3 protein-coding genes and 1 pseudogene are annotated in these 2673 nt (G+C 52.6%); 1 reads left to right on the forward strand and 3 read right to left on the reverse strand.

The window, feature by feature from the left end:
• Both ACYVL5_RS23435 and ACYVL5_RS23440 read right to left on the reverse strand, forming a co-directional pair.
• Nucleotides 1-203 (reverse strand): hypothetical protein (locus tag ACYVL5_RS23435; RefSeq protein WP_460597966.1); only part of this gene is annotated, 203 nt, incomplete at its 3' end.
• 202 nt (nt 204-405) lie between these two features.
• Nucleotides 406-1167 (reverse strand): hypothetical protein, encoded by a 762-nt coding sequence (locus ACYVL5_RS23440; RefSeq protein WP_460597967.1) that lies wholly within the window; start codon nt 1165-1167, stop codon nt 406-408.
• A 97-nt stretch (nt 1168-1264) separates the two neighbouring features.
• On the opposite strand from ACYVL5_RS23440, the gene ACYVL5_RS23445 reads away from it, so the two are divergent.
• Complete coding sequence (locus tag ACYVL5_RS23445; RefSeq protein WP_460597968.1) at nt 1265-2491, forward strand: IS256 family transposase; 1227 nt, start codon at nt 1265-1267, stop codon at nt 2489-2491.
• 44 nt (nt 2492-2535) lie between these two features.
• On the opposite strand, the pseudogene ACYVL5_RS23450 reads toward ACYVL5_RS23445, so the two are convergent.
• A pseudogene (locus ACYVL5_RS23450) lies at nt 2536-2673 on the reverse strand (transposase); the annotation flags it as partial.

Here is a 2673-nt window from a genome sequence, read left to right on the forward strand (position 1 = left end):
AGGTGCAGCGTCGGTCGAGCTACGCTCTCCCTCCGCTGCACCGAGACGGCTTCCCTTGTTTTCCATGTTCGATCTCCTTGGTCACTTGATTTAGCACAATCTCGTGTCCAAGAAAACCGGCGCCGCCATACGAAATCCTGCGCAAAGGCGCTGCTGCCTATGAGGGTGAAAAGAAGGGACAACGCTAAAATAATTGCTCGCATACGATCCTCTTGGACAAACGGCTTAGTCACTGACTGAATTTTTGCCGGTGGGTGGGCAAGGCGGCCATATGCTGGTTGCGGTTCTCGCCGAACGCCGGTCTCATTTTCATCCCTCCAGGTTGATCTCATTCAGGAAACGCATGGATTGCATGGGCGTCCCGATCGCCCGATCGCTCCCCATGGTCTCCCTTTTGCGAGCGGATCACCGGCCCATTATTATTCTGGTAACAGGCTCATTGAGAATGGTCTTTCCTCCCTTTGAGACTTCCAACTCCCCTGGTGGGGTGTCATCAGCACCGATTACCCAGACGTAGCAGCGGTATGAAATGACGCCGCTTTTGAAGTCGAAGTAATGATTGCCGCCGCTGCCGTCGAAGGTTCGCTTGCCGTTGGTCAAAATAAGATCGGGCTTGTCACTTTTTACCTTCGGTTTATGCCAGGAAGCGTAGCGGTAACGATCCTCGCCCGTTCTATCGACCCTGATCAAGTAATTCTTGGTTTCCCATTCAAAAATCGGCTCTTCGAAATTTTGAAGGCTTACATACAGAGTTTTCCTGTCAGCCTCAATCAAGGCCTTTCGTTTCTGGATACCTTTCTCCGTTTCGAAATTTACCGCTGTTATCTTGCCATCTTCATCCAACCATAGAACTCCATGGCGGAACATGATCCCGTTCCACCCCATGTCGGTCCAGTCTTCTTTGACTTTGGAGGTAGCCAGGGCTTGCAAAAAGCCATCATCAAACACTTCGTCAAAAGCTGCGAGAAACTGTTGCTGATTATCGATACGAGGAAGTGGTGGTTCCCTGTGCAAAGGATAGGCAACCATACCTGCGATGGCCTTGGGGTTCTTCGTTTTGATGGTTTTTAAGAACCGGTGGACGGCTGACCGATAATCCGATTGGGCTTCCGCAGAGGGCAAAAGAAGAAAAAGCGACAGAATCAATCCCGATGTAATGACGGCCATCCATCGCCATCTCAAAATGGGCACCGCTCTAGAGGGTGTAAAAAGGTTTGTGTAAATGGTCATTCCGGGGTAAACCAACTTACCCTAAGGAGCCAACGTGACCAAGAACAAAGACCTCAACGCCGCCATCGACAACCTGCTCAAAACCTACAAGACCCCTGAAGAGATCATCGGGGAAAATGGCCTGCTTCAGCAACTGACCAAGGCCGTTCTCCAACGGGCACTTCAGGCAGAAATGACTGTGCACCTGGGGCATGAGAAAAACGCTCCCGTCACAAACAAGGAGGGTAATGCCCGGAACGGCTCGTCCCTCAAGACCATCAAGGGCGAGTTCGGCAGCATGCCGATTGAGATCCCCCGCGACCGTGACGGCAGCTTTGAACCGCTGATCATCCCCAAGGGGCAGACCCGCTTTCCAGGGTTCGATGACAGGGTCATTTCCCTGTATTCACGGGGTTTAACGACTCGTGAGGTCCAGAGTCACCTTGAAGAAATCTACGGCGTCGAGGTCTCTCCTGCCCTGATATCGAAGGTCACCGACGCCGTGGCCGAAGAGGTCAAGATCTGGCAGAACCGCCCACTCGATGCTGTCTATCCCATTGTCTACATGGACGCCATCAGGGTTAAGGCCAGGAGCAACGGTCACGTCATCAACAAAGCAGTTTACCTTGCCATCGGGGTCAACTTGGACGGAGCCAAGGAAGTCCTGGGGATGTGGATTTCCGAAAATGAGGGCGCCAAGTTTTGGCTCCAAGTCGTGACCGAGCTGAAAAACCGCGGACTCCAGGACATCTTCATTGCCTGTGTCGATGGGCTGAAGGGCTTCCCGGAGGCGATTGAGGCCGTTTACCCGAAGACTCAGGTCCAACTCTGCATCGTGCACATGGTGCGCAACTCCCTGAGGTACGTTTCGTGGAAACAGCGCAAGGAGGTTGCCGCAGACCTGAAGCTGATCTACGATTCAGCGACCGCTGAGCAGGCTGAGATGGAGCTGACAGCATTTGAAGCCAAGTGGGATGCGACCCACCCTACCATTGGCATGACCTGGCGTCGGAACTGGGACCAGGTCATCCCGTTTTTCGCCTATCCTGCCGATATCAGGAAGGTCATCTATACCACTAACGCCATTGAATCGCTGAATATGTCTTTGAGAAAGGTGACCAAAAACCGAGGGTCTTTTCCCAATGACGAGGCCATGCTGAAGCTGCTGTACCTGGCTTTAAGAAACATTGCCAAGAAATGGACCCTGCCGATCAGAGACTGGAAGGCTGCCATGAATCGGTTCACCATCCTCTTTGAGGACAGGATGCCGATCAATCTGTAGAAACCGGAAGCCGAACCATTTACACAAAACTGTTTACAGGCCCAGGTCACGACTTGGAGCCAAAACTTGGCGCCCTCATTTTCGGAAATCCACATCCCCAGGACTTCCTTGGCTCCGTCCAAGTTGACCCCGATGGCAAGGTAAACTGCTTTGTTGATGACGTGACCGTTGCTCCTGGCCTT

It is taken from the genome of Geomonas sp. Red276 (genome assembly GCF_054784495.1).

Bases quoted from the DNA above. Each gene is read 5' to 3' on its own strand.
- ACYVL5_RS23440 (WP_460597967.1), bottom strand. From the start codon at position 1,167: ATGGCCGTCATTACATCGGGATTGATTCTGTCGCTTTTTCTTCTTTTG.